The sequence below is a fragment of the Fibrella aquatica genome, assembly GCF_041321135.1.
Lineage (GTDB): Bacteria > Bacteroidota > Bacteroidia > Cytophagales > Spirosomataceae > Fibrella > Fibrella aquatica.
In genome coordinates, this window is record NZ_JBGGWF010000009.1 from 1 (window position 1) to 20081 (window position 20081).

General features: G+C 51.7%; 18 protein-coding genes. 6 read left to right on the top strand and 12 right to left on the bottom strand.

From position 1 onward, the window contains the following. Nucleotides 1-199: 199 nt before the first annotated feature. Nucleotides 200-490: a GIY-YIG nuclease family protein gene (locus ACAW87_RS18565; RefSeq protein WP_370725140.1), complete on the top strand. Its 291-nt coding sequence runs from the start codon at nucleotides 200-202 to the stop codon at nucleotides 488-490. Between the two features lie 268 nt (nucleotides 491-758). Here ACAW87_RS18565 and ACAW87_RS18570 read toward each other — a convergent pair whose 3' ends face one another. From ACAW87_RS18570 to ACAW87_RS18610, 9 genes are all read right to left on the bottom strand, one after another. Beyond that, a complete protein-coding gene (locus ACAW87_RS18570; protein ID WP_370725141.1) occupies nucleotides 759-1187 on the bottom strand; it encodes a DUF1810 domain-containing protein in 429 nt (142 codons plus the stop codon). A 33-nt stretch (nucleotides 1188-1220) separates the two neighbouring features. Then, on the bottom strand, nucleotides 1221-4118 hold the full coding sequence (locus ACAW87_RS18575) for a TonB-dependent receptor domain-containing protein (protein WP_370725142.1): 2898 nt from the start codon (nucleotides 4116-4118) through the stop codon (nucleotides 1221-1223). A 316-nt stretch (nucleotides 4119-4434) separates the two neighbouring features. Beyond that, the gene (locus tag ACAW87_RS18580) at nucleotides 4435-4926 is read right to left on the bottom strand and encodes a Spy/CpxP family protein refolding chaperone (RefSeq protein WP_370725143.1); all 492 of its coding nucleotides are present in this window, start codon (nucleotides 4924-4926) and stop codon (nucleotides 4435-4437) included. After that, nucleotides 4919-5254 carry a hypothetical protein gene (locus ACAW87_RS18585; RefSeq protein WP_370725144.1) on the bottom strand — a complete coding sequence of 112 codons (336 nt, stop codon included), beginning with the start codon at nucleotides 5252-5254 and terminating at the stop codon, nucleotides 4919-4921. Before ACAW87_RS18585 ends, ACAW87_RS18580 begins: the two co-directional genes overlap by 8 nt. Beyond that, entirely contained in the window at nucleotides 5251-5934 is a 684-nt protein-coding gene (locus ACAW87_RS18590) for an RNA polymerase sigma factor (RefSeq protein ID WP_370725145.1), read from the bottom strand. Before ACAW87_RS18590 ends, ACAW87_RS18585 begins: the two co-directional genes overlap by 4 nt. A gap of 63 nt (nucleotides 5935-5997) precedes the next feature. Next, nucleotides 5998-6801 carry an ion transporter gene (locus tag ACAW87_RS18595; RefSeq protein ID WP_370725146.1) on the bottom strand — a complete coding sequence of 268 codons (804 nt, stop codon included), beginning with the start codon at nucleotides 6799-6801 and terminating at the stop codon, nucleotides 5998-6000. Nucleotides 6802-6953: 152 nt separating this feature from the next. Beyond that, nucleotides 6954-7793, bottom strand: coding sequence for an NAD-dependent epimerase/dehydratase family protein (locus ACAW87_RS18600; RefSeq protein WP_370725147.1), 840 nt, complete (start codon nucleotides 7791-7793; stop codon nucleotides 6954-6956). Then, nucleotides 7774-8574, bottom strand: coding sequence for a transglutaminase-like domain-containing protein (locus tag ACAW87_RS18605; RefSeq protein WP_370725148.1), 801 nt, complete (start codon nucleotides 8572-8574; stop codon nucleotides 7774-7776). Before ACAW87_RS18605 ends, ACAW87_RS18600 begins: the two co-directional genes overlap by 20 nt. A gap of 128 nt (nucleotides 8575-8702) precedes the next feature. Beyond that, a complete protein-coding gene (locus ACAW87_RS18610) occupies nucleotides 8703-10619 on the bottom strand; it encodes a M13 family metallopeptidase (protein WP_370725332.1) in 1917 nt (638 codons plus the stop codon). Nucleotides 10620-10909: 290 nt separating this feature from the next. Here ACAW87_RS18610 and rpsL point away from each other — a divergent pair, with 290 nt between their 5' ends. The 4 genes from rpsL to tatC all read left to right on the top strand — a co-directional run bounded on the left by rpsL (nucleotide 10910) and on the right by tatC (nucleotide 14533). Further along, entirely contained in the window at nucleotides 10910-11335 is a 426-nt protein-coding gene (gene rpsL / locus ACAW87_RS18615) for a 30S ribosomal protein S12 (protein ID WP_085410943.1), read from the top strand. A 158-nt stretch (nucleotides 11336-11493) separates the two neighbouring features. Continuing rightward, nucleotides 11494-11961, top strand: a complete 468-nt coding sequence (rpsG, locus tag ACAW87_RS18620) for a 30S ribosomal protein S7 (RefSeq protein ID WP_370725149.1) — start codon at nucleotides 11494-11496, stop codon at nucleotides 11959-11961. A gap of 264 nt (nucleotides 11962-12225) precedes the next feature. Further along, the gene (gene glyA, locus ACAW87_RS18625) at nucleotides 12226-13533 is read left to right on the top strand and encodes a serine hydroxymethyltransferase (RefSeq protein ID WP_370725150.1); all 1308 of its coding nucleotides are present in this window, start codon (nucleotides 12226-12228) and stop codon (nucleotides 13531-13533) included. 112 nt (nucleotides 13534-13645) lie between these two features. Then, nucleotides 13646-14533: a twin-arginine translocase subunit TatC gene (gene tatC / locus ACAW87_RS18630; protein ID WP_370725151.1), complete on the top strand. Its 888-nt coding sequence runs from the start codon at nucleotides 13646-13648 to the stop codon at nucleotides 14531-14533. Nucleotides 14534-14592: 59 nt separating this feature from the next. Here tatC and ACAW87_RS18635 read toward each other — a convergent pair whose 3' ends face one another. Continuing rightward, nucleotides 14593-15564 (bottom strand): hypothetical protein, encoded by a 972-nt coding sequence (locus tag ACAW87_RS18635; RefSeq protein WP_370725152.1) that lies wholly within the window; start codon nucleotides 15562-15564, stop codon nucleotides 14593-14595. Nucleotides 15565-15726: 162 nt separating this feature from the next. On the opposite strand from ACAW87_RS18635, the gene ACAW87_RS18640 reads away from it, so the two are divergent. Then, on the top strand, nucleotides 15727-16866 hold the full coding sequence (locus tag ACAW87_RS18640) for a glycosyltransferase family 61 protein (RefSeq protein ID WP_370725153.1): 1140 nt from the start codon (nucleotides 15727-15729) through the stop codon (nucleotides 16864-16866). On the opposite strand, the gene ACAW87_RS18645 is transcribed toward ACAW87_RS18640, so the two are convergent. Both ACAW87_RS18645 and ACAW87_RS18650 read right to left on the bottom strand, forming a co-directional pair. Next, nucleotides 16863-18515, bottom strand: a complete 1653-nt coding sequence (locus ACAW87_RS18645) for a hypothetical protein (RefSeq protein ID WP_370725154.1) — start codon at nucleotides 18513-18515, stop codon at nucleotides 16863-16865. The genes ACAW87_RS18640 and ACAW87_RS18645 overlap by 4 nt on opposite strands. Nucleotides 18516-18517: 2 nt before the next feature. Continuing rightward, nucleotides 18518-19984 (bottom strand): right-handed parallel beta-helix repeat-containing protein, encoded by a 1467-nt coding sequence (locus ACAW87_RS18650; RefSeq protein ID WP_370725155.1) that lies wholly within the window; start codon nucleotides 19982-19984, stop codon nucleotides 18518-18520. Between the last annotated feature and the right edge of the window lie 97 nt (nucleotides 19985-20081).

Below are 20081 nucleotides of genomic sequence, written 5' to 3' on the forward strand. Positions count from 1 at the left end.
GACAGGCTCAGGGTGACAAGCCTATCCAAGTTCGTCATCTACATTCTTTACGTTCTTGTCACCCTGAGCCTGTCGAAGGGCCTACAGCGCGGAGCCTACAGCGCGAAGCTTAGCTCGTGAAACCAATCAGCGTGTCAGTTCCGTATCAGCTATTAAAGCTCAAACCCAAAGCAGTACAACTAATTCTCCTGACCTAAGAATGACGAACAAGTATTATGTTTATATGCTGAAATGTGCTGATGAATCGTATTATACAGGGATGACCAATGATCCGGAACGACGGTTAGCAGAGCATGAAGAGGGCAATGACCCTACGGCGTACACGTACCTGCGCCGCCCCGTTCGTATGGTCTGGTACGAAGCGTTTCAATCACCAGTTGCTGCTATTGAGGTAGAAAAACAGATTAAAGGCTGGAGCCGACGTAAGAAACAGGCACTTGTTGAAGGGCGTTTCGATTTACTGCCTGCATTGTCAACCTCTAGGAAATAGTTGTTTCTCGTTAAACTGTTTGTTGTATTGTTTTCGCAACTGACATGATGCTTCACGCTGGTTTGTTTCGCGAGTTAGGCTCCGCGCTGTAGGCTTCGCGCTGTAGGCCCTTCGACAGGCTCAGGGTGACATGTAAACCCAAGTTGGTCATCTACATTCTTTACGTTCTTGTCACCCTGAGCCTGTCGAAGGGCCTACAGCGCGGAGCCTACAGCGCGAAACCAACCAGCGCGGAGCCTACAGCGCGAAACAATCGCACAAAGTAACCTCACTCCCTTCCCAGAAGAGCCAACGTTTGCGGGTCTGGCTCACCGTTGTAATATTTATCCAAAACCGCCTGAAAAACGGGGTCAGCGTCAGGAATTACACTGAACAAGGTCATGCTCGACCGGAGCTTCATGTCGTCGGGCGTACCCAGAATCTGCGTAGCTGTTTTCCCATCTATTTGCAACATCGCTGTTGACATGTCGATCAGGCGGGGGCCGAGCAGGGGGTGGTTCAGGTAGTCGGTTGCTTCCTGAAGATCCTTTATCCCGTAGAATATCGCCGTACTGCTAAGGCCCAGGCCCGTTAACTGCGGGAACACATACCACATCCAGTGGCTTCGTTTTTGTCCGTTTCTGATTTCGGTCACGGCATCGGCATAGTTACCGGCCTGCGCGTCGACAAAGCGGCTTAGGTTGGTGGCTTCTTCCATGATTGGTCATTGAACGTTGATCAGGTAACAAACCTACGCCTTAAACTGGCGAAGGGTGTAGGTAAAGGTCAACATAAAATACCGGTTCAAAACCAGCGAACGGCTGTCTTCCAGGTACGTCTCCGAGAAAGTGCGGCTGATGCTGTTGTTCTGGTTCAACAAATCGAACACCGAGAGGCGTAACTCGCCGTTCTGGCTCTTGAACATCCGTTGCGCAAAACTGGCATTCCACAGCGTAAACTCCTGATTGAAACCGCCCGACAAACCCGCGTACTGCTGGTAGTTAACGTCAGACCGCAGCACCATGCCTTTCCAGATATTCCAGGTGACGTTGGCCCCAGCCCGCTGCGTGCTGAACGACGTGTTCAGCTGCGGCTGTAATGAGTTCACCACCTGATTGTATCCGTAGGTATACGACAGGGTGAAGTCGACTTTTTCGCTGATGTTACTGCTCAAAACAACTCCCTGACTGATAGCGTATGAATTGGCCCGGTTCACCTGAAAGTTGATCACGCTGGGGGCTCGGTTGAAGTTCAGACTGGTGTTGAGATTCACATTGCTTTTGATGAACGAAAGCGGCCTTCCGTACGAGGCAAACAGGCGGAGATTAACCGCATCTTCTGTGTTGATAGGCCTTGTCAACTGCGTGCCTTTTTGCAGGAAAATGCCTTCGCCCGTTGGTGAACGTATGCCGGGAACGGTCATGGCGCTGTCGGCAATGAACAGCGACGAGCCAATGGGGTCCTGTGTGTAATTGGCGCTGATCAACGCAACCAAGCTGCTCGCTTTTTCGACGGCTGTTTTGGTAAACCGGGCCGATACGTTGTGGCTGTAGCTCTGTTTCAGGTCGGGGTTACCAATGGTTTGCAACAGCGGATTGGTGTTGTTCAGCACGTTTTGCAACTGGTTGATGCTAGGTGCCTGCGTGTTGGTGCGGTAGTTGAACCGTAGCCGTAGATCGTCGGTGAACCGATAATCGGCCGTGACGGTGGGCAACAGGTTGGTAAAAGCCCGGTTCACCATGTCTGTCCGTGGAAAAAGCTGCTGACTTTCCAGGTCGGCCCGTTGCAGATCAACCGAGGCCGACAGACGAAGGGTTTTGGTGTTGACATTGTAGCCAACGCCCGCCCGCTGTGTCAGGTAGTCATTGTCGAACCGGTTGCTCAACAGCGAATCCAGCAGGTCGTAACGGTCAGAGGCGGGGTTAAGGCGGTAGGTGAATCGGTCGGAATTACTCCGGTTGATGCCCGCACTATACGATAATTGCAACAGGCCTTTGCCCAGCGGTTCGGTATAATTCAGGTTGGCCGATAGTTGGTATCCGTTTGAGAGGTTGGTCGTGCGCTGATCAATGGCTTGCCGCGTGATAGTATCGGCACTTATAAAATCGTTAATCGAAGCCAGCGTGCTCATGCCATCGCGGTTGTTGACCGACGTACCCAGGTTCAGCGAAAATGTACGGCCGCGTTTCTCGAAGCGGTGCCGGAACAGGATCGAGTTGCTGAACGACAGCCCGTTGTTATTTGACCCAAAACTGTTGTCGGACCGGTTGAGGAGGCTATTACCCAGCCGGGTTTCGCTGTTGGTGAGCGAGCCCGATTCGTTGGTCTGAAAGCTCAATCGAGGCGTAATCAGCAGCGAGTTGTTCCGGTTAATGGTGTAATCGAGCCGGAAGTTTAGCCGGTGGTTGAGGTTCGAACTGCTGTTGGTCGACTGTTCGCGGTAGGTTTGGGTCGAGTCGTCGCCGTTTTGGTAATATTCCCGCAACAGCGATTGTTCGTTGCGGTTGTTGCTCTGGTTCAGGAAATAGCTGCCGCGAATGGTCATTTTCTTGCCCCACGAATCGGTGTAGTTGATACCCAGCGAGTTAGTGGTGTTGATGCCGCTTTGCTGACCAACCAGAAAATTGTCGGTACTGCCGCCACCACCTCCTCCGCCGCCACCGCCACCCGGTGCACCGCCTCCGCCGCCCCGGCCACCACGACCTCCTCCGCCGCCACCCTGACGCTGATTACCACCGCCCCCACCGCCGAGAACGCCCAGTAAATCCTGACTTGCGAAGTTTTGCTGGTTGATGTTGTTGCTCTGCGCGATCACCGAAATGCGCCGATCGCCCTTGAATAAGTTGACACTACCGCCCGCGGCAAAGGTGGCGTCAGTACCATCGACGGGTGTACCTACCCCAGCATATACTTTGCCAAACTGTCCGTTTCTACGGTCGGGCCGGGTGATGATGTTGATGGTTTTGAGCGTGTTACCGTCGTTGACCCCCGTAAACTGCGACTGATCACTCTGGCGGTCGAACACTTCGATTTTGTCAATCACTTCGGCGGGTAAATTCCGGAGGGCAATGGTCGGGTCGTCACCGAAAAAGGGTTTCCCATCCACCAGAATCTCCCGTACGTCTTCACCCTGCACCTTTATGCCGCCACCGCTCATATCGATACCCGGCATTTTTTTGAGCAGATCTTCGGCCTGCGCATCGCGGTTCACCTTAAAGGCGTTGGCGTTCATCTGAAGCGTGTCCCCTTTTTGTTCGGCAGTAGGCGTTTTGCCTTTTACCACTACTTCATTCAACTGACGAGCCGTTTCCAGCAAAATGATTGTGGGCAGTTCAACCCGTCCCGAATCGATCTGTACGGTTTGTTCGGTGGTGTTGTAGCCCACAAACGAGGCCAGTACTTTGTATGACCCCGCCGGGAGATTCTCGAACAAAAAGCGACCATCCAAACCCGTTACATTACCCAGCCTGACGGTACTATCGGAGGCACTGTTGACCCGAACGGTAACCCCAATCAGGGTGTCGCCTTTGGGGCCGGTTACGTTGCCGCTGAGCGAACCAAGTTGCTGACCGAAGCCAGTGGTAGCGAGTAGCAGAAGGGCTAATCCGGCAAGGTACCGAACTGTTTTAGGGGATAGGAAGTAGAGCATGACGTTGAGTAAAAGGGGGTTTGGCTAAAGGCCTGTACCGGTGAATGAAGTAGTTGGATAGATGAGATTATACCGCTTTGAATGATACCGCGAAACCCCTTCTTTCGCTTAGGCTCTCTTGATCAGCCGAACTTGCGGTTCACCTGAAAAAAAAGTAGATGGGTAGATTGGTAATTAGGGTAAACGGATAATTGCTCTCACCGGGCATAGCCCGGTGCAATAGATGCTTCGCTATCATTCATAGTGAGATTTGATTGGGTACGTCGATAAGCAACGCATCCATTGCACCGGGCACAGCCCTGTGAGAGCATCTACCCTAACGTGTTGAATCGGCAACTGTTTTGCGGGAACGGGGCGTTCGGAAAGCCCGGCTTGGTAATTCGCTCAGCAACGTGTTCAGTAATGTGCGTTGCGCTGGTGTACAAATCCCGGCTACCCGATCGAAGTGAGCCAGTGTTAGCAGGTCTATTTCGGCGGCTTGCTGATGGAAAGCCAGAGCCTGTTGGCGCCGCTGCTCAACGGTAAACAAGGAGTCAGCCAGTCTGAAATAAGCTTTCCGGGCTTGTTTGAGCGGTTTTTGCTGAATCTGCAACTGCTGGAAATAGCTTTTTTGTAGTTCGCCCAGTTGTTGCCGCTGTTGGGGAGAAAACCCAAGCGTATCGGACAGGAACGTACCTGAGCGTGACCAGTTTCGCCGGTGTTCCGGTGCCGCCGGACGTACCCAGAGCCAGGCAAGTAGGCCGATGTTAAGCGCTACCAGGACACCGATGATGCCCAGGAGCAGACGGATGCGCCGCTGTTCATTCATAAGCCAAGATAACCGGGTCTACTTCGTAATCGTCTAGAGGTGAGTTCGTAGTGCTGATAGCTGCTGGCTGATCGCGATTGGTCCACCAGGATGCGCCAGCCACCGCACCCAGATTCAGTAAAATCAGCAACAACAAGGCTGAATAGGCGTATACCGGCCGACGAAGCCACCAGGGTAACCACTCCGCCGATTCAACTGACTGACTCAGTCGGGCTTGCAGTCGGGTATAAAAAAACGGGGGCAGTTCGGGCTGAGGGCGTTTTCCCCAGCGCTGGAAGGTAGACTCCCACTGATCTGATTTGTTCGGTTCGTTTGTTGATTCGTTCATAATAAGTGGTACGGTGTTAGTCGTTTGCGTACTGTTTGGCGGGCTCGGAACAGCAGCGATTCAACCGCCGAGACCGATGTCTGCATCACCGCTGCTATCTCCTGATACGACAGCTCTTCCTGATAATGCAGCGTAAAGGCTATTTTTTGCGATTCGGCCAGGGTTTGCACCGCTCCGTTGATAAGCTGGGTGCGTTCGTCCGCTTCGAGCACTGTTTCCGGCGTTTGAAAATCGGGCGGGTCAATCCGTTCCGCTTCCTCGTCGTCGCCGAAGAGACTGGTCAGGAAGGCAAACCGTTTTTTACGCTTTCGGTCGCGCTCTTTTTTCAAGGCGCGTGACGTGGTTATCCGATATAGCCAGGTGGCCAGACTCGCATCGCCACGGAAATTGCCCACGGTCTTATACACTTCGATAAATACCTCCTGTGCAACGTCTTCTGCCTCTTCAGGAGTGGGTACAATGGCAAGCGCTGTGCGAAAAACCCGCGTTTGATATGTATCGACCAGCCACCGAAAAGCAGATTCGTCGCCTTGTCGAAGGCGGTCGAGCCGGGCTATTTCGTCAGGTTGTTCGTTCTGCACATCAGCGTTTTTAAGAGATAGGCCCCGTTGGAAGAGCAAACTTGCGGTGAAGCTGTAAAAAATGTCATTGAGCTTCGCCGTCATTAAATAGTCATTCATTGCTTTTCGACGAATGACTACTTAATGACGGCGAAGCTCAATGACGCGAAGCAAATGACGTTTCTATAGTTCTTTCCCACAGTGGGGGCAGCGGGGAGGGGATTTACGGTAGCGGATATGTTCGGTGAAGCCCGAAACCAGAATACCGGTAGGCAGGGCAAATAAGGCGATGCCCAGAATAGCCGAGATACCACCCAGGAGTTTGCCAAGTGGCGTGATCGGGTGAATATCGCCGTAACCTACGGTGGCCATGGCGTTGATTCCCCACCACATGGTAGCCGGAATGCTCGAAAAGGCTTCTGGTTGGGCCGGATGTTCAATGTAATACATCACGCTGGAGATGATGATGAGCATGAAAATGACCATAGTCAGGCTCAGGATTAATTCCTCCTTTTTATCCTGAACAACCTGCAGAATCATTCGGTAAGCGTGCGAATATTTCGAGATGCGGAATAATCGAAAGATTCGGAAAATGCGTAGAATTCGGACAATGGCCAGGTCGGTGGCAAAAAGGCTGACGTAGAAGGGAAGAATGGCCAGCAGGTCAATGATGGCCGTGGCCGAAACAACGTACCTGAGCCGACCCCAGAACCAGTGCTGGTATCGCTCATTTTCTACGCAGATCCAGACGCGGAGCATATACTCAGCGGTGAAAAAGAGAACCGAGAATAACTCAAAATCATAAAAAAGGCGATCGTACTTCTGGCTGTAGGCTGGTACTGTATGCAGAACAATGGCAATGGCATTGAGCGTAATAATCGTCATCAGCGTGAGGTTGAATACCAGGCTGATGCCCCGACGTTTACCTGCTGAAGTTTCCAGTATACGATATAGTGTACGGCGAATATGGAGAATACTGATTGTCATGGTGAGTAGAATAGATAAGTATAAAAATCTATCTAAATCCTGAGAAATCAGTAATCATGTGCGTATTTGGCATGATGTAGGGCCCGTACCGCGGACTTCAGTCCGCATTTTCGCGCATATAGTAATGCGGACTAAAATCCGCGGTACGGGCCCTACACTGCCGAATACGGAAACGCCAGCGGGTCGGGGTAGGTGAAGACGTACCCGGTGGCCTGCATCAGTTTGTCGCCGTTGATCACTTTGAACGGAATCGGTTCGGCGGGCTCTACGAAAGTGGGAAGCGCATAACCAAAATCGGCGCAGCTTTTGCGGTAAATGGCTTCGCGGGTAGGGTGTTGCGGCGCAACGGCGTTAAACGTACCCGACAGGCTTTGCTCGATCACCGTCGCTATCAGCCCAACGGCATCGACCTGATGAATGTAATTGACGGGTACGTTGCCCGTATCAACAGTTCGGCCCGCCACGTACTTGCCGGGAATCCGCCGGTCGCCCATCAGGCCCGCGCACCGTACAATGGTAACAGCCCGGCCCGAGAGGTTCTCGTCGGCCAGCGCCAACCACGCTTGTTCGGCTGTGGCCAGCGCCGGAGCCGCCGACTCATCGGGCGTAACAACATCTGACTCGATCATGTCCCGGTTCAACTCAGGATAAACCGACGTTGAACTAACGTATAGAATATGCCTGATTCGGGAGGAACGTACCTGATCGGCCAGCAAGCGCATCTGCGCCGGGTGAAAATCATCGCCTTGTTTTCCTGCTTTGGGCGGGATATTCACAACCAGATAATCTGCGTCGAGCAATACCGTCAAATCACCTTCGGGGGCCGGATTCAAATGAAGCAAATGGGCATCAATGCCTTTCTCACGGAGCACTGGTATTTTTTCGGCTGTAGTGGTGCTTCCCCGAACGGCGATACCTGCCTGCAGCAGGCGCTCGGCCAGGGGGGAGCCCAGCCAGCCGAGGCCGATTATGCTAAGCTGTAGCGGTTTCATCGGTATCTACCCATACTTCCATGGTGGTCATGGTCATTGGGCCAAATTGGGTCATAAAAGCAACATCGGCGGCATCGCGGCCGTAGGCTACGGTGATGCGGTTACCTTTTGGTTCTGTCTGTGTAGCATCGAATGTGTACCATACACCGCCAACGTACGCCTCGAACCAGGCATGAAGATCCATCGGTTTCAGCTCGTGTAGATAGCCCACGACCATCCGGGCCGGAATGCTCAGGCTACGGCAGAGCGAGATGCCCAGGTGCGTAAAATCACGACAAACACCAACCTTATTGTACAACGTATCAGCCCCCGACGTAGTTGAGTCGCTGGTGCCGTACTCGTACCGGATGTTGGTATTGATCCAGGCCCGGATGGCTTCAACCTGGTCGTAGCCTGGTTCGGCATTGGCCACAATCTTTGCAGCTTCGTTGATGATGATCAGGTAATCGGACGGGCAGTAGCGGCTGGGGAGCAGAAAGTGCAACACATCGTCGGGTAAATCCTGTACAATAGTGAGTGGTGCGCCGGGTTCGGTAGCAATAACATCGTCGGTTTGCACCACGGCCTGGGTACGTATGCGGAACTTTCCGGCGGGCGCAATCAACCGCTGACAGAGGTTGCCATATAAGTCGGTGAATTCGGTGACAGGCACTTCCGGCTCCATCTCATAGGTTTCGCTGATAATCCATTGGCCCGCGCCCGACCGGGGCCGGAGCATGAGCATGAGTGGCGTATCATCCTGTACATCAAATTGCAGTTCGCAACCGGCAGTAAGTTTCATGGGGGAATAATGTATGGTTCAATGTTTAACGTCCAACGTCTAATGTTGCGCTGCTACATCAAAGTATGTGCTAAGTAGCAGCGCAACATTAGACGTTGGACGTTAAACATTGAACAATGAACGTTGTTTTACCAAACCCGAATTCGTTGGTCTGGGGCTTTATATAGTTTATCGCCTGCTTTCACATTGAAGGCCTGGTACCAGGCATCAATGTTGCTGAGCGGGCCGTTGCAGCGGTATTGGCCGGGAGCGTGGGGGTCGGTCAGGATCAGTTGCGCCTGCTGTTCGGGCAGTACGTTGATTCGCCATACCTGCGCCCACGATAGGAAGAAACGCTGATCGGGCGTGAAACCATCGATCGCCGTATTGCTTTGACCCTGCTTTGTTTTTTTGAACGCATCATAGGCAATGGCCAGGCCACCGAGGTCAGCCAGGTTTTCGCCTAAGGTTAGTTTTCCGTTTACAGCCAGCGTGTCCAGCACTTTGTAGCCGAAAAACTGGGCCTCCACTTTGCCAGCCCGCTCTTTAAATTGATCGGCGTCGGCCTTCGTCCACCAGTCGCGGAGGGTACCGTCGGCGTCATATTGGCGACCTGAATCGTCGAATCCGTGGGTCATTTCGTGGCCAATTACCGCGCCAATACCACCGTAGTTAATGGCGTCATCGGCATCGGCATCGAAGAAGGGGAACTGGAGGATAGCCGCCGGGAAGGCAATTTCGTTGTTCACCGGGCTGTAGTAAGCGTTTACCGTTGGCGGCGTCATGCCCCATTCTGTTTTGTCGACGGGTTTACCCAACCGGTTGATCATGTAGTTGTAGGACCACTGACCGGCTGCGTCTACATTTCCGAAAAAATCATTCCGCTTGATTGTTACCCCATCGTAGGTTTTCCACTTGTCGGGATAGCCGATTTTGCGTTTGAACGACACCAGTTTGTTTACCGCTTTTTTCTTGGTGTCGGGCGTCATCCATTCCAAGCCGTTGATGTGCTCTTTGAAAGAAGCCTCAAGGTTATCGACCAGCGTCATCATGCGTTGCTTGGCTTCGGGCTTAAAGTAGTTCTGCACATAAAGTTGACCCAGCAGATCACCCAGCGTTCCGTCGATGAGGCCGCTCACGCGCTGCCAACGTGGCGTCTGTTCTTTCTGGCCCGTCAATACTTTGGTAAAGACGAAATTCTGATTTACGAAAGGCGTACTCAGGTACGGTGCTGCGCCGCGAAGCAAATTCCAGCGCATATACGTCTTTATATCGGCTACGGGGGTGGCCACCAGCAGGCTATCCATCGACTTGAAGAAGTTCAGATTGCTCACCAGCACCGTATCCTGCCCTTCCACGCCAAACCGCTTCATCTGATCAATCCAGTTGATGTGGGGCGTCAGCTTGTCGAATTCCTTAACGGTCAGTTTGTTGTAGGTCTTATATGGGTCACGCATCTCAACACGGGCCATTTGTGCCCGAGCTAGTGCCGTTTCGATCTTTAAGACTTTATCAGCACTTTCGGCCGCCTTGGCGTCGCCAATCAGCCCAAACATTTTGGTGAGGTGATCGCGGTAGGCATCACGGATCTTGGTGCTGCGGGGGTCGTTTTTCAGGTAATAATCGCGGTCGGGCAGGGTAGTGCCACCCTGACCAAACTGTGGTAGGTATTTGCTCACATTCTTCCGGTCCTGCGATACCGAGAAACCATGCAACATGCCATTGCTCTGCCGACGCTGGTAGGCCAGTTCGTTCAGTACATCGGTCATGTTTTGCAGCTTATCGACGCGGGCGAAGTCGGGCTTCAGTGGTTCCCAGCCACGCTTCTCGATAGTGAGGCTATCCATGCCGCTGGCGTAGAAATCGCCGACCATTTGCTGTAAACGACCTTTTTTCGGATTCTTAGCGGCCTCCTGAAGTAAGCTCCGCATGGCTTCTACGCTTTTTTCGCGCAGTTCATTAAAGCTACCCCACGACGTTTTCGAGGCGGGCACCGTGTTGGTTTTCAGCCAGGTGCCGTTGGCGTAGCGGTAAAAGTCATCGCCCGGCTTCACGCTCATATCCATATTTTTTGGATCGATGAATTTCCGTTGGTCGGGGGGCGTCGCTTTTTTAACGGGGTCAATGGCGAACGTGGTGCTACTCGCTACTACGAGCGCAGCAGCCATCCAAAGGCACTGTTTTTTCATAAACGGATGAAGTTGATATTGATTGAAGTACCAAATTTAATCAGGAATTCAGGTTTTCGGGGTTTGTGGTTTGTCGTCTGTGGTTTGTAGTTGCTTGTTGCCTATTTTTTCTTACCTTTGCACTCCCATTTTTTTGGGATAGCCATAGCAAAAAAACCAATTAGTTAATGCCTACCATACAACAGTTAGTCCGCAAAGGCCGCGAGAAGCTGAACTTCAAGTCGAAGTCACCAGCTCTGGATGCGTGTCCTCAGCGTCGGGGTGTATGTACGCGTGTGTACACGACCACTCCCAAGAAGCCCAACTCGGCGCTTCGCAAAGTAGCCCGTGTTCGTTTGTCGAACGGGAAAGAAGTTAACGCCTACATTCCAGGAGAAGGCCACAACCTGCAAGAGCACTCAATCGTGCTTATTCGCGGTGGTCGGGTTAAAGACCTGCCGGGTGTACGTTATCACATCGTGCGCGGAGCGCTCGATACGGCTGGCGTAAGCGGTCGTCTGCAAAGCCGGTCAAAATACGGCGCCAAGCGTCCGAAGCCAGGTCAGGTTGTTGCCGCAAAAGGCAAAGGTGCCCCAGCTAAGAAGAAAAAGTAATTACGATTTACAATTTACGAATTACGATGTAGCTCCGCAGGGTCATCTAGGTTGGTCCTGGCAGCGCAGAAATCGTAACTCGTACATCGTCATTCGCAAATCATTCATCCACTGCCCGTTGAAAGACTACGGCAGAGTAAGAGAAATCTGAAGACACAATGAGAAAGTCGAAACCACCCAAGCGGTATGTGTTACCTGACCCTAAATACAAAGAGGTACTGGTAACCAAGTTTGTGAACAATTTAATGTACGAAGGCAAAAAGTCATTGTCGTACGCCATTTTCTACGAAGCCATTGACCTGGTTGCCAAGCGCACCAACGAAAGCGGTATCGATACCTGGAAAAAGGCGTTGAACAACGTAATGCCTTCAGTTGAGGTTAAAAGCCGCCGCGTCGGTGGAGCTACCTTCCAGGTGCCCACTGAAGTACGCGCAGATCGGAAAGTCTCGGTAGGCATGAAATGGCTTATCCGCTTTGCCCGTTCACGCGGTGAAAAAACAATGGTAGACCGTTTGGCCGGTGAAATCATTGCTGCTGCTAAAGGTGAAGGTGCCGCCGTCAAAAAGAAGGACGATACCCACCGTATGGCCGAAGCCAACAAAGCGTTCTCACACTTCCGGTTCTAGAATCGGGTTCGCTTAACAAACCTTATAGGTCTGGAAAGAGACCTGTAAGGTTTGAAAATCCTGAAAAGCCTCCCGCCCACAGCAGGAGGCTTTTTTAATGCCCGATAAATCGCATCTGCCCGAAACACCGTACCTTTGAAGGGTACAAAAAACAGGTTCAATGTTTAAGGTTCAATGTCTAACGTTGCGTTGCTAGCTCAGTAACTGTTTGTGTTAGCAGCGCAACGTTAGACATTGAACCTTAAACATTGAACTTCTTACAAAATGACCACAACTACGACCACCCGTACCCGCGACACACAGGTCTTTGATCTGATTGCCAAAGAGCAACACCGGCAGGAGTCGGGCATTGAACTCATTGCTTCCGAGAACTTCGTATCGCCTCAGGTGATGGAAGCTGCCGGTAGTGTCTTGACCAACAAATACGCTGAAGGCCTGCCCGGAAAACGCTATTACGGGGGGTGCGAAGTAGTTGACGAGGTCGAGCAGATTGCCATTGACCGGGTGAAAGAACTGTTTGGCGCTACCTGGGCCAACGTACAACCTCACTCAGGTGCTAATGCCAACACGGCGGTATTCCTGGCCACGCTGAAGCCGGGCGATACCATCCTGGGTTTCGACCTGAGCCATGGCGGTCACCTCACCCACGGTTCATCAGTGAACATTTCGGGTAAGTATTTCCGGCCTACGTTCTACGGCGTAGAGCAGGAAACAGGCGTAATCAACTACGATGTGGTTGAAGAAACGGCGCACCGCGAAAAACCCAAAATGCTGATCTGCGGCGCTTCGGCCTACAGCCGTGACTGGGACTACGAACGCCTGCGCGCCATTGCCGATTCGGTAGGTGCGCTGATGCTTGCCGACGTATCGCACCCGGCTGGTTTGATCGCCAAAGGACTGCTGAACGACCCGCTTGCTCATGCACACATCGTGACCACCACTACGCACAAAACCCTGCGGGGTACGCGCGGCGGCCTGATCATGCTGCGCAACGATTTTGAAAATCCGTTTGGCCTGAAAACACCAAAAGGCGAACTACGCAAAATGTCGTCGCTACTCGATTCGGGTGTATTCCCCGGTACGCAGGGCGGTCCGCTCGAGCATATCATTGCGGCAAAAGCCGTTGCCTTCGGTGAAGCCCTGACGGATGATTTCTACGACTATGCTGTACAGGTGAAAGCCAACGCACAAGCCATGGCCAAAGCCTTTACCGAACGTGGTTACCGGATTATCTCAGGCGGTACAGATAACCACCTGATGCTGATTGATTTGCGCACGAAAGGTGGTCAGGCTACCAGCCTCACGGGCAAATTGGCCGAAAACACGCTGATCAAAGCAGATATTACTATTAACAAGAACATGGTTCCGTTTGATGACAAGTCGCCGATGGTTACATCGGGGATGCGTGTTGGAACGGCGGCCATGACAACCCGAGGCATGCAGGAATCTGATATGGAAATTATCGTGGGCTACATCGATGAAGTGTTGATGAACCACGACAACGACCAGAAGATTGATGCCGTTCGGGAGAAAATTAACGCCTGGATGAAGGCATTTCCGTTATACGCTTAACTGTGTTTGATGTTTGTGGTTTGTAGTTTGACGTTGCGCTGCCAATAAACCTGTCGTGCCTTTGCAGCGCAACGTCAAACTACAAACCACAAACACCAAACTTCTTTTCAAAATGGCATTAGATCAGGCATTTGACCAGCGTGGGTACGACGATGGCGACGACACCGACGAAGTAGAATTGGGCGATGGTACCGAGATGAGTTTTCTGGAGCATCTGGAAGCCCTTCGCTGGCACTTGTTGCGCGCCTTCGCGTCGATTTTTGTGTTCGCAATTATTGCCTTCGTGTTTATCCACGAAATATTCGATATCATCATTCTTGCACCGTCGCGTCCCGATTTCTGGGCGTACCGTCAGCTATGCAAACTGGCTAGTGCTGTAAACGTACCTGACCTGTGCGTCGATAAGCTCGACTTTCAGTTGCAGGCGCTCGGCATGTCCGATAACTTCACGATGGGTATCACTATCTCGTTCATTATCGGGTTGGCATTTGCCTTTCCGTATGCGTTCTGGGAGGTTTGGCGGTTTATTAAGCCGGGTTTGCGAATCACCGAGAAGAAAGCCGCTCGTGGCGCTGTGTTCTTCGTATCGATGCTGTTTTTGATGGGCTTGCTCTTTGGCTACTATGTAGCTTCACCATTGGCTATCAATTTTTTAGCCAATTGGCAGTTGTCACCCCAAATCAAAAATCAGTACGATATCACGTCATATATCGGTATTCTGGCTACCCTTTCGCTGGGTTGCGCGCTCATGTTTCAGATGCCCATGATTGCGTACGTGCTCTCAAAAGTAGGTGTACTGACACCTTCGTTCATGCGTACGTTCCGCAAACACGCCTGGATCGTCATTCTGGTAGTAGCCGGTATCATCACGCCCTCGCCCGATATCTACAGCCAGTTGCTGGTAGCTTTCCCGCTGGTGATTCTATATGAGGTAAGCATTCTGGTGTCTCGCTCCATTGAGCGCGCCCGTTTGGCCGAACTGAGAGATCTGACGAAGTAAAACGAGTGACTCGTGAAAAAGCCCCACTGACTAGTTGTCGGTGGGGCTTTTTGTTGCCTTTAGTTTCCGTTCTGGTTAAGTACCCGTTCCAGTTCAGACTCTTCCGATACGCTGGGCTTAGGTACGGGCTTTACTGCGGCGGGTGCCACTGTGGCCGACTGCGGGCGCTGAACAGCCGTTGGTCGGGGTGCTGTGGTCGGCTTCGGTGTTGTCTTTGCCGACGCGGATGGCGTTTCCGTCGGTATGTTCCGAGTCGGTGCAGAAGCAACTGCCTGGGTACGTTCGGCTGTGTTGACCGACTGAGAAGGAGCTGCTGTCTGGGTACGTTGCGTTTCTGGCTGAATTGGGCGCGGCCTGACCGGCATAGTCGCAACCGATGGCTTAGGCACTACAGGCGTCGATGTCGGCTCTTTCTCAGCAGGCGATTCGGAAACTGTTTCCTCGGCGTCGGTAACGGGGGGTGATAGCGCGGAAGCAGGCCCGCAAGTATCTGGCCAAATCTGGCAGCGGTATGCGTATACCCCAATCCCCAGCCCCAATACCAGTCCAATGGCCACAAAGGCTTTTGTTGTACTCCCAGCACTTTGGCTTGCTTCCCCAACGGGCCTTAAACTACCCACAGGCAGTGCCATGCCCGACGTGCGGCCAAACAATGAGACGGTGTGTGTTTCAGATGTTGTTGGCGATTCAATAACCAGTGCCGACTGATGCTTGCCAGCCCGGGGAGGCGTATAGCGAAGGTGAATATACGTACCCTGAGGGTCGGGCTTGAAGGTAAGCGATTCTTTGAACGCCAGCCTTTCTACGCCTACAGCCAGCTGAAACAAAGCCGGGTCGGAGACAGACAGCACGACAGGTACGTTGGGCTGAGGCGGCGTGACCTTCAGCGTAAGGAAACTTTCATTACCGGGTTCGGTACGATCGAACTGGAGGGTTGAACTACTTACCTGCAATCCCGGGGAAACAAGGGGCAAGCCGGGGACTTTGGCCGGGCTGGCTCCGTCTGTGGGTTTGGCATGTGTTTGATTCATTGTCTATGTACGTGCGTTTCGTTTATACAGCTTTTATACCCTGTTGATAGTGAGGGAATGGTTCATGGATAAATTTTTGGCCCTAATCCTCACTTTGACTCAATAAACTGAAGTCATTCCGGGCATTGATGAGTAAATTCAATAACCACCAACAAGTTACGAATGCCTACGATAAACGGCTTATCCCATCGACTTAAAGATCGCATAAAGCAACTCTCGCCCACTTTGCTGCGGCTTGTAGGGCTGAAATTGCTTGATAAGACCCAGACCGAAGCATTACTACGCCCTTTCCAACTTAGTTATTCGGTGAAGATGCCCGTGTTGCTGGCAGGTGTTGTGGATGTTGCCGACAGTAAGAAAGTATTGTTTGAGCCCAAAGCTGCTGAAGCAGACCCTGATTTTGTCTGGAGTTATCCCAACACAAACAGTCGGTCTCAACTACTTCGGAGTGGTAACTTAACGGTTGGTAATTCATTTTTAGACACTGATTTTGGAAACAGAGCGCTACTAGCCGATCTTTTTAATCCTGACCGGCGTATGGTAGAGCGCTATCCCGTCACCATTGCTCTGTGGAGTCACTACTGGGGTACATACTACGATTTCGTTTTCTTCGTAGCCGCTAAGCTGGCGCGCATTAAAATGGTGATGTCACCGGCCCAGTTTGCCGAAGCGGCCGTTGCCTATCCGTTATTTCACACGCCATTCGAGGCTGAATTGCTTCAATTACTGGGTGTAAAACCCGACCGGTTATTCGATACCCGGCAGTACGCGCTGCATTTTGACCGGTGTATTCTAGCCAACAATAGTAGTTGGTTTTATCCGGCGGCGGCCGATGTGCTAGCCTTAAAAGCCATTGTTGAAGCAGAACTTAAGCCTGCACGATCGTCTCCAGTCCGGCGAATCTACATCAGCCGGAAAGGTCGCCGCAAAATTACCAACGAAGAGGCGCTGATTGTGATGCTACGGCAATACGATTTTGAGGTTATCGAGGATAAGCCTCGCAGCGTAATCGAACAGATCGAATTGTACCGGAGCGCTTCATTCGTGATTGGTCCGCATGGTGCTTCGTTTGCCAATTTACTATGGTGTCGGCCGGGTACACAACTATTCGAGTTTTTTGCGCCAAACTATCGCCCCGAATATTTCCGGTATCTGGCCCATGTGCTGGATCTGCGCTATGCCGGTTACTGTTTTGGCCCCGCTGAAGAGAGCCATCACTCCTTTGTTGATGCCGACATTGAGGTATCGGTAGACGAGGTGGAGAGGGGTCTTGTCAGGGTGCTAACCAATCAGGCCTCTTAACGTACCTGAAAAGAGCAATCCAGAATGCGGTGGCCGGCTACATTAGCTGGAATAACCTCGTGCACTGTCACTTCACCACGTGCTATAAACGCTTCAATCTGATACCGACTAGCCTCGTCGACTACGTAGAACCGGTTGAACTGAGTGGCGTTGAACTGATTTGGTCTTATCAAGCCTTTCAGCCGGTAGTTATCGGCTACTCCTTCCAGAATCTTGTAATCAGTGGTAGATTCCAGCACGTTGCGGCTGTCGAGGGCCGTAGGCCAGTCCAGCAAATAGTAGATGGGTTGCTGTGAATGGTAAAAATAGATCGGTAAAAAGTAATAAGCCGACTCGAACAAAACAGGCTGATCGGGTTTTAGCCTGGCTACATCATGCCTGATCTCGCCCGAAAAGAGCGGCACTTTACTATTCTGAACAACTATAAAGACGGTCGTAAGCCCCATAAATAATAGCAGACCAACCACCTGAACGGCAGGCGTCAGGTGGGGTAATCGTTGGGTCCAGGTACGTTCCCGCGTTTTTCCGTAGATCAGCCAGCCAGCGTACAGGAGTTGGTAGAGCAGCAACAGGCTCGAAGGCCAGAAATAGCGATTCAGAAAGACAGAGGTATGCAACAGTGATACAGCCAGCCCTAACAGCAGCGTGAAGGCAACCAAAAAGCCTGACAGCACATATAGCGCAAAAGCCGGATTGGCCAGTGCAGCCAGTCCCTGTTTCCGGAGGCGGGGCAACGCTATCCAGACAAACAGCCCGACAACCAGTAAAACCCGAATGGACACCAGTAGCGGATAGGTATCCTCCAGTCGCGCTGAAAAGGTGGGCAGTAAATCACCAATCGTCTGAAAAAACCGATCTGTTGTGGGAATCGGAATCCAGGAGTGGGGCTTGCCTGATTCAGACTGGATGGCGAAGGAAGGATACCAGGTTACCAGCCAGATGGCAGCTATGAGCAGATGAATGCCCACCACCGATAAATACCTGAATGGGTCTTTTTTAATCAGCCAGTTTGCGAGCCATAACACGCCAAAAAAGGTGCCCGAACCGGCCAGATAAAACAGGGCTACATTGTGCGTAAACAGGAAACCCGTGCCTATGATAGCCTGTGCTAGCAGCCAGCGACGCCGATCGGGATGAAGCAACAGGCGATGCAGTACCACTACATAGCCCCAACTAAGCAACAGATAGAGGCTGTAGGTCCTGATCTGAGTCGAGAGTGTGTAGTTCAGGTACGTTAGGGCTACAACAGCTGTAATGACCAGGGTATTTATTAACGCTGTACGGACCACTGTTGGTTGATTGGCCCCATTATAAGCCGATGCCAGTTCGTGATCGAGCAAGTTGGTGATGTACCGGAAAAACCAGACTATTGTGAGTGCGAAGAGGCCAATTGAAATACCTTTCAGGAAGAATGGATTCAGGCTGATACCCTGCGCCAACAGCCAGTAACTGTTGACAAATAAGGGCGGATTGGCGTCCATGCCGCTCACAATGGCCTGATTGACGTGCGCCAGTGAGGGGTCGGATAGAAGGAGATAACTCAATATCTCATCCATCCACATATGACTATCTTTAAATAACAGCGATAAAAACAAACTACCGGTTAGGGTTAGCAGTAATGCCGCGCTTAGCCGGTTGGTTGTCAGCATAGTTACTGGATAAGGTTGCCGGTTTCGTTGACATTATTAGTTAGTGAGTAAGACGCGCCGTCTACAGCATCGAAATAAGCGCCACCAGTACCCTTACTGAATCGATTATTAGCTACAACAACGCCGGTCGATCTTGCTCCGTACGCTCTGAACGTGGCGACATTGTTGGTAGCTGGTTGGTTAGAGATGGTATTGTCTCGGAAAATGTTGTTGGGTGCATTATCGCAAATTATAGCGTGTGTAGCGCCGCTCACAATTACGTTGTTTTCGTAAGTACCCCCTGTGCTCGATGTAGTCAGCAATTCCAACCGGCCTGTCATGTTGATCCGGTTATTGTTGAACTTAGCAGCGCCGGCATTGAATAGCTGAATACCACCTACACAGGTACCTACTGTTTGGTTGCCCGTAATAAGTAGCCCACCCACAATAGAGCCGTTTCCATTTCCGTCGTTCGAGCCTTCGATGAATTTGTCGAACGTACCTTCAAACTTGTTATTGATAATCTGCACGTTTTTAGAGGCACCGGCAATTTCAACACCGTACAGGCTACAATTTTTCACGTAGTTCTCCGACACCACCAACCCATCGAGTGGGCCCGACAGTGAGATGCCAAATTCACACTCGTGAATCATGTTGTTGCTGACGTTGATGTTTTCGCCCGCATACACGTTGAAATTGTCGTGATTGAAAATCTCAAACGCCATACGTTTTGCCCGCACATCGTTTTGACGGACAACCATATTTTTGCCGGTTTTTCCCGCCTGAATTTTCACCGTCAGGAAATTGGTGCTGGCTTCGGCGGTTTCATCGGTACTGCGGCAATTCTGAATGGTCAGGTTATTGATGGTTGGTCCGTCAATTGAAATGACGCCGTAGGTAGCTGTTCCTTTGGCCGTCACCACCCAGTTGATGCCTTCGATGAATACATTATCGAACGACGGCCTTGTATCTATAGGGCTGAAGAGCGACACATAGATTTTAGGGAGTGTGATGGTGACCCTGCCAGGTGTGCCGCGCAGAGTCAAGTTGCTGCGCATACGAACTTCGGTTTGCTGCGTATACTGTCCGTCGGGGATAAATAACTCACCTGTAGTCGCATTAACGGCCATCTGAAGTTCAGGTCCGATGTCGTCATCGGCGGGTAGAACGCCAAACCAGCCTGCGTTGGCTGCTCCGGTAAACTGGCGTTTGTAGCGTCGGCCATTGGCCATCACCACCACAATGCCTGTGTTGTCTTTGGTAGTCCGGTCGCCCCGGTCGAGGGTGAATAAACCCTGTTTTCCTGCATCGCTCAAGAACAAATTGGCAGGTACGTCGGCGCGGGTAAAAGCCCTGACCTGAGCCAGCGTAAGGGTATCCGTCGCTGTTTGCCGAATCAGGGTATCCGGGTCTACCTCAACTGGCTTGCAGTTGGCCAGCATCAGTATGAGTAGCGCGGCCGTTCCGGCAATAAGTTGTATCGATTTCATAAGTTCAGTTAACAGTTATCAGTTAACAGTTATCAATTAACAGTTATCAGCTTTGCTACTTTACACTTGCCCCGCAGAGCTGATAACTGTTAATTGA

What these genes read in the sequence shown, in the direction of transcription:
- glyA (WP_370725150.1), top strand. Translation starts at nt 12,226, where the DNA reads ATGACCACAACTACGACCACCCGTACCCGCGACACACAGGTCTTTGAT.
- ACAW87_RS18650 (WP_370725155.1), bottom strand. Translation starts at nt 19,984, where the DNA reads ATGAAATCGATACAACTTATTGCCGGAACGGCCGCGCTACTCATACTG.
- ACAW87_RS18580 (WP_370725143.1), bottom strand. Translation starts at nt 4,926, where the DNA reads ATGAATGAACAGCGGCGCATCCGTCTGCTCCTGGGCATCATCGGTGTC.
- ACAW87_RS18590 (WP_370725145.1), bottom strand. Translation starts at nt 5,934, where the DNA reads ATGAATGACTATTTAATGACGGCGAAGCTCAATGACATTTTTTACAGC.
- ACAW87_RS18645 (WP_370725154.1), bottom strand. Translation starts at nt 18,515, where the DNA reads ATGCTGACAACCAACCGGCTAAGCGCGGCATTACTGCTAACCCTAACC.
- ACAW87_RS18635 (WP_370725152.1), bottom strand. Translation starts at nt 15,564, where the DNA reads ATGAATCAAACACATGCCAAACCCACAGACGGAGCCAGCCCGGCCAAA.
- ACAW87_RS18640 (WP_370725153.1), top strand. Translation starts at nt 15,727, where the DNA reads ATGCCTACGATAAACGGCTTATCCCATCGACTTAAAGATCGCATAAAG.
- ACAW87_RS18610 (WP_370725332.1), bottom strand. Translation starts at nt 10,619, where the DNA reads ATGGATATGAGCGTGAAGCCGGGCGATGACTTTTACCGCTACGCCAAC.
- ACAW87_RS18605 (WP_370725148.1), bottom strand. Translation starts at nt 8,574, where the DNA reads ATGAAACTTACTGCCGGTTGCGAACTGCAATTTGATGTACAGGATGAT.
- ACAW87_RS18595 (WP_370725146.1), bottom strand. Translation starts at nt 6,801, where the DNA reads ATGACAATCAGTATTCTCCATATTCGCCGTACACTATATCGTATACTG.
- rpsL (WP_085410943.1), top strand. Translation starts at nt 10,910, where the DNA reads ATGCCTACCATACAACAGTTAGTCCGCAAAGGCCGCGAGAAGCTGAAC.
- rpsG (WP_370725149.1), top strand. Translation starts at nt 11,494, where the DNA reads ATGAGAAAGTCGAAACCACCCAAGCGGTATGTGTTACCTGACCCTAAA.
- ACAW87_RS18600 (WP_370725147.1), bottom strand. Translation starts at nt 7,793, where the DNA reads ATGAAACCGCTACAGCTTAGCATAATCGGCCTCGGCTGGCTGGGCTCC.
- ACAW87_RS18565 (WP_370725140.1), top strand. Translation starts at nt 200, where the DNA reads ATGACGAACAAGTATTATGTTTATATGCTGAAATGTGCTGATGAATCG.
- ACAW87_RS18575 (WP_370725142.1), bottom strand. Translation starts at nt 4,118, where the DNA reads ATGCTCTACTTCCTATCCCCTAAAACAGTTCGGTACCTTGCCGGATTA.
- tatC (WP_370725151.1), top strand. Translation starts at nt 13,646, where the DNA reads ATGGCATTAGATCAGGCATTTGACCAGCGTGGGTACGACGATGGCGAC.
- ACAW87_RS18585 (WP_370725144.1), bottom strand. Translation starts at nt 5,254, where the DNA reads ATGAACGAATCAACAAACGAACCGAACAAATCAGATCAGTGGGAGTCT.
- ACAW87_RS18570 (WP_370725141.1), bottom strand. Translation starts at nt 1,187, where the DNA reads ATGGAAGAAGCCACCAACCTAAGCCGCTTTGTCGACGCGCAGGCCGGT.